The sequence below is a fragment of the Marinobacter sp. L-46 genome (assembly GCF_056859535.1).
Window position 1 is genome coordinate 1 of sequence record NZ_JBSXOP010000018.1, and the last position, 5,453, is coordinate 5,453.

Annotated in this window: 4 protein-coding genes and 1 pseudogene; 4 read left to right on the plus strand and 1 reads right to left on the minus strand. The window is 48.3% G+C overall.

All coding sequences use genetic code 11. From position 1 onward, the window contains the following. Positions 1-752: 752 nt before the first annotated feature. The 4 genes from AC13DJ_RS00960 (at position 753) to AC13DJ_RS00975 (ending at position 4,895) form a co-directional block, all read left to right on the plus strand. Complete coding sequence (locus tag AC13DJ_RS00960) at positions 753-1,493, plus strand: Phenylacetic acid catabolic protein (RefSeq protein ID WP_474543724.1); 741 nt, start codon at positions 753-755, stop codon at positions 1,491-1,493. Beyond that, entirely contained in the window at positions 1,490-2,608 is a 1,119-nt protein-coding gene (locus AC13DJ_RS00965) for a radical SAM protein (protein WP_474543726.1), read from the plus strand. The genes AC13DJ_RS00960 and AC13DJ_RS00965 overlap by 4 nt, the downstream gene beginning before the upstream one ends. 98 nt (positions 2,609-2,706) lie before the next feature. Further along, entirely contained in the window at positions 2,707-3,942 is a 1,236-nt protein-coding gene (locus tag AC13DJ_RS00970; protein ID WP_482932971.1) for an aminotransferase-like domain-containing protein, read from the plus strand. 32 nt (positions 3,943-3,974) lie between these two features. Beyond that, positions 3,975-4,895 carry a helix-turn-helix domain-containing protein gene (locus tag AC13DJ_RS00975; RefSeq protein ID WP_474543730.1) on the plus strand — a complete coding sequence of 307 codons (921 nt, stop codon included), beginning with the start codon at positions 3,975-3,977 and terminating at the stop codon, positions 4,893-4,895. A gap of 357 nt (positions 4,896-5,252) precedes the next feature. Here the strand turns inward: AC13DJ_RS00975 and AC13DJ_RS00980 are convergent. Beyond that, positions 5,253-5,453 (minus strand): annotated as a pseudogene (locus tag AC13DJ_RS00980) (IS1380 family transposase); the annotation flags it as partial.

Below are 5,453 nucleotides of genomic sequence, written 5' to 3' on the forward strand. Positions count from 1 at the left end.
CCTCAGCGCTGGTCTGGCAATACCCGGAACTGGGAGGTCACCGGTCCGGTGTCGCTCAACCCCGGAAATCTACAGGAAGTTGAGCTCAATAAATTAGCTGCTTAGGTGCAGCTATTTGGACAACTGGGTTGAAAATCGCCGGTGTCTGGGGCTTGTCTCCGATCTTCCAGATTCCGTGTCGGACTGCCATCAGTGGTCCTCCTCAATCAGCTCATGCCCAGACGCACAACCCACAGTGGGTTCTGCCAGCAGAGCCATGGTCATACCCAGAACCGCCTTTGCCTGAGAGCAGGTAAATTCCTCCGTGCCATGAGCCCCCAATTGGCAAATATTCTTGGCAGTACTCGCAGGCTTATCAGACGGTCAATAGACCTCATCTCGCTCTGTTCGCTGCTATGTGCCATTTTATTTGCAGATGCTGAGCCGGTTTATCCCCGCGAATCGATTCAACCTGCTCGACTATGTTCCGACATTGCATAACGGCATCTTTATAGTGCCCAGTGTCGATGAATACCGTTTCCGTGAATATGAACGCTGATTCCGAAAACTCCGGAAAAGTGTTCACCTTCAATCCGAATGGCCGTATACGTTGAACCAGAATCGGTGTTCACGTTCGTCCGGAATATGCACCACTGGGCAAAAAAGAGCAAAGTAACACAAATCCCGCAATACGAGCCAAGACAAGCACTTTCATCCGGCTCTACCCTTTCCCAATACGGAAGATCGTTACCATATACTCAAGGAGAAAACCGATGAAGGAAACAGTAGAAGTTGGACGCCATGAAGTAAGTACCCCCGAAGAATTCTTCAAGATGCCTGAAGAGTATCGATCACTTGCAAGCCACCTGATGCTGGTGCATGCGGAAGGCGAACTTACCGGAGCCGACGATTACACACAAATCTTCTATAAAATGGCCCCAAACGCATATGAAAAACTAATTTGTTGCGAGCGGGCCGCTGAGGAAATACAGCATTTCGAGCTAACAGCAAAAGTTCTCTCCGACATAAATATTGATACCCATCACATGCTTTCTCAGCACTTCACGGAGAGACCTTACTACTCAAATGAGCTTGTTACGGGCGTCAGAAACTGGATGGAACGCGGTATTTTCTCTTTCCTGGGAGAGTCCGTGGTTTTAGAACACCTTCTTGAGTTTGAGGACTGCAGCTATAAGCCATTTGCAAAAATATTCGAAGATCAAATCATTCGGGATGAACATGTGCATGTTGCCCATGGATTCAGAATTATTCGTGAAGCCTGCTCAAATGACGAAAGCCGTGCACAGGCACAACAGGCTCTCGATAGGCTATGGCCCCATATATTAGGTCTATTCGGACATGAGAAATCCCAACGTTCGCGGGCATATGTAAAGTGGGGTTTTAGAAAAACCCTTAACGGAGAACTGAGAGAAAACTTCAAGAAGAAAACAATCCCGAAACTCGCGGCCCTTGGTCTCACAGTGCCACATCACGAGACAGGAGTTAGCGCATGAACTACACAGCCGATCACTACCGCACAAAGGCCACCGGAAAAGTGCTTGAATTACTTGCTAATCAAGAAGATTGGATTACTCGCTTCGAGTTAGTAAAGGGCTTCTCATCAACAATCCGATCATCAGAATACCATCTCACCAATGCCTGCAACATTCGATGCAAAGGCTGCTGGTTCTTCGAATATGGTCACGATAAAGGCGCGAGGGAGAAGACAGACATAGCTGACTGGCGAAATTTCATAAAGCGGGAAAGAGAAAGAGGTGTGAACTCGGCACTCCTAATTGGTGGTGAGCCCACTCTTTTCGAAGAGAGAATAGCTGAGTTTGCAGAACACATGGACACTCTGGCTATCTCGACCAATGGGTTAATAAAGTTGCCATTCGGCGCCCCCTTCACCAATGCCACTGTGTTCATTTCACTATTTGGCGGAGGACCGCTTGATGATGATCTAAGAGCTATAAAGCCTAATGGTAAGGCATTCACGGGTCTTTTCGATTCAGCGCTTGCCAACTACAGAAACGACCCGAGGGCCACTTTCGTATATGCCGTTACCGAAGATGGGATTGAATATATTGAGGATACCGTTAGGAAGATCAGAGATAACGGAAATCGTCTGACATTCAATTTCTATAGCAAATACGACAGCAATCATCCTCTAAAACTTGATAATGAGCGACGATTGCTTGAACTCCTAAGCAATCTGAAAGTCAAATATCCTAAAACGATCACCAATCACCAGGAACATATCAAAGCAATAGTAACGGGCAACTCCTGGCTGGGGACGTTTGGCTACGAAGTATGCCCAAGTATAAGCAGCGATCACCCGGATAACATTTCACGCAAAGCAAACGGAAATCCCATACTTCCGGGCTTTAACACTTACAAACCAGACCTGGAAACTCTTGAGGTTTGTTGCACCTCAGGCCACTGTAGCGATTGCCGCGACAGCCAGGCAGTTTATAGCTGGCTTCTTACTGGCCTGAAAGCATCTCTAAGAGATGAAAAAGCACTAAAAACCTGGATAGAAGTAGCCGAGGCATATTGGAGCCAGTTCATCTGGTCACCTTATTGCCAGGTCTCAGACACCAGCAGTCGACTAATTGCCACCAGTTAACTTGGCGCTCCAAAGGGCCCCTTAGGAGCACCTAGTCCAAGTATCATCCTAGCCGCTCAAGGGTTATCTATACTGTTAGAAAAACAAGTGGATCTGAAATGAGCAGTCGATCAACAAGCTCCTCCGAGAGTATTCTTTCTCGTCGAATGCAGACGATGAGCAGTTCCGCGATAAGGGATCTGCTCAGGCACTCCAAAATCCCTGGTATGATTTCACTGGCGGGAGGAATACCCGCACCAGATCTCATAGATACCGAAGGGCTTGAAGCGGCCACTTTCCGAGCTGTTGAAAGTGCAAGAAATGCCACCTATCAATATGGACTGACCGAAGGAGAATTGTTCTTAAGGGAAGAAATTGCCTCCCGCATGGTAGCGCAGGGAATCAGCGCGGAACCCGACCATATTCTAGTTACAAGCGGTTCGCAGCAGGCGCTCGACATTGTAGCCAGAGCCTTTCTTGATGAGGGTGATAGTGTGTTGGTTGAGGAGCCAACCTATCTCGCCGCATTACAGGTTTTCCATATGGCAGGAGCGAACACATTAGCATTCCAAGGTGATCAGTACGGCATTGATTTCACACGATTGGAATCATTGGTTGCCAATAACCATATTAAGCTGATGTACCTTGTTCCCAACTTCAGTAATCCAACCGGCGCAACCTTGCCACTTCCCGAAAGAACGAAACTTGTTGAGTTTGCTATCCGTCATGACATCATGATCGTTGAAGACGATCCATACGGAGATCTTCGATACGACGGAGAGCATGTTGCGTCACTCTTTGAAATAGCCGAACAGTCATTTAACTCAAAAAACCGGGTTATCTACATTTCGTCTTTTTCAAAAACTGTCGCCCCCGGATTACGCTTGGGTTGGTGTATTCCCCCGGAGAGCTTTTTTCACCCTCTATGCCGTGCCAAGCAATCGATGGACCTTCACAGTAGTACGCTTTCGCAATACATTGCAGGTTATTATCTGAAAAGCGGCCGTCTTGATGGCCGGCTTCAACTTCTTAAAAAGGCCTACAAATGCCGGCGCGATGCGCTGATAAAGGCTATTTCGGAACATTTGCCAGACGCCCTTGAACTCAACGTGCCCGACGGTGGAATGTTCCTTTGGGGGCGATTTGCAAACGGACTGGACGCATCACTCGTTCTTCAACAAGCACTCAGTCATCACGTGATGTTCGTTCCGGGGAAGTATTTTTATTGTGAGATACCTGATTTAAGTTCGGTTCGCCTTTCGTTCTCAACGATCACGCCTTCCCTGGCGGACGAAGCTGTTAAGCGGCTTGCGATCGCAATCCAGCGAACGGAACAACTCGAAACTCAGGAGTAACGAAAACACCGACCATTTTAAACGGAGTTTTTATGGGTCTAAAACAATTCAACTTCCTACGTGAAGACGATCGACAACAGCTTCTCGCCAACAACGATGGCAGGGGAAGCCGTGAGTTTGGATGGCAGAGCATTTTTTTCGAGAGGGTAGAAAAAGATCATTTTGAAACCATTGAACATGCTTTGACCGGTCATTACTTGATGGTGAAGCTCAATTCAGCCGCTCAGGCTAACCGACGCGTAGATGGTGCCGTCCGAAAAGAATCGCAAAACAGGGGCTCTGCAGTGTATCTGCCCCACAACTGTCCCCACCAGGTCAGTTATACATCGCCATTGGGTAAGCTGCTGTTGATGACCATCCCAGAGAAACTTGTTTCAAGCGTGGCTGAGGAAATGGGCGTTAGCCGCTTCCAGGGTCACCCTCTGTTTTTCAAACAAAACAACTTGCTTCTGGAAACCGCTCTGGCAATCGACAATGAAATCCGGGACGGCAACCCACATGGTCCAATGTTTGCCGAGTTTTATGGCAAAGCGTTAGCAGCTCAGATCATCTGCGAAAATACAAAGAGCGCGAGCACCGGTAAAACGACTCGGTCGCCCCTGACAACCAGACAACTCCGCTGGCTCAATGAATATATCGAGGCGAACCTTCCCTATCGAATCTCTGTAGATGACTTGGCTCAGCAGGTGGCGCTAAGTCCTTTTTATTTTTGTCGTGCATTCAAAGCCGCAACAGGCACCTCACCCCATGCCTATATTTTGAAAAAGCGCATAGAATTCGCCAGCCAGTTACTCCAGAGTGACGAACACTCCATTCTGGACATTGCACTTTCTTCTGGCTTTTCAGATGCCTCCAACTTTTCAAAACAATTCAAAAAATCTACCGGACAGACACCAACTTGCTACCGCAGAGAGTACAAAACTCAAACCATTTTTGTTGCCAGAGGACAATAAAGTTTTTCAAATATTTAAAATGTATATTTTTCAGCATTGTACGAAACACTAACCAAATGCGAATGGTTCAAACTCATTCGTATTTGCCACATTCAAATGTGGGATCTGGCCCTTGAAGGTTACCTTCAGCCTGAATCAGTGACTTCGCTCGCCAATATACCCGTCAAGCCCACCTCTGCGCCAACAAGAGGCGATAACTGGGTGAGATTCTGACTTTGAGGTCAGGAAGCAAAGAGCGGGAGCAACCGATGGTCCGAGATTGGTTGATAAATAACCAGCATGCAGTGTTTCGGCAATAGCGGGCTGTCCCGGCAGAGGATTCCGGGAGGATTGTTTTTTGCCAGTGGTTGAGTTGGCCTATCCGGCGGAAGCAAGGCCCCGATAAAGATCTCGGTAAACCGCAAAGCCTGGGCAGTGCCGGCCAAATCGCAGGATCCACTGCCGGCCACTGTGCACCAGGCGGCAGGCCAGGGTCATGATTTCCTGCATCACGGTTCTCAGGCGGCGACGCTTGGCCGGGTGGCGAACCGGTGCATCCGGGCCGGTCAGTCGCAGACC

Excerpts from the sequence above, each read along its gene's own strand:
- AC13DJ_RS00960 (WP_474543724.1), top strand. The coding sequence starts at position 753 with ATGAAGGAAACAGTAGAAGTTGGACGCCATGAAGTAAGTACCCCCGAA.
- AC13DJ_RS00965 (WP_474543726.1), top strand. The coding sequence starts at position 1,490 with ATGAACTACACAGCCGATCACTACCGCACAAAGGCCACCGGAAAAGTG.
- AC13DJ_RS00970 (WP_482932971.1), top strand. The coding sequence starts at position 2,707 with ATGAGCAGTCGATCAACAAGCTCCTCCGAGAGTATTCTTTCTCGTCGA.
- AC13DJ_RS00975 (WP_474543730.1), top strand. The coding sequence starts at position 3,975 with ATGGGTCTAAAACAATTCAACTTCCTACGTGAAGACGATCGACAACAG.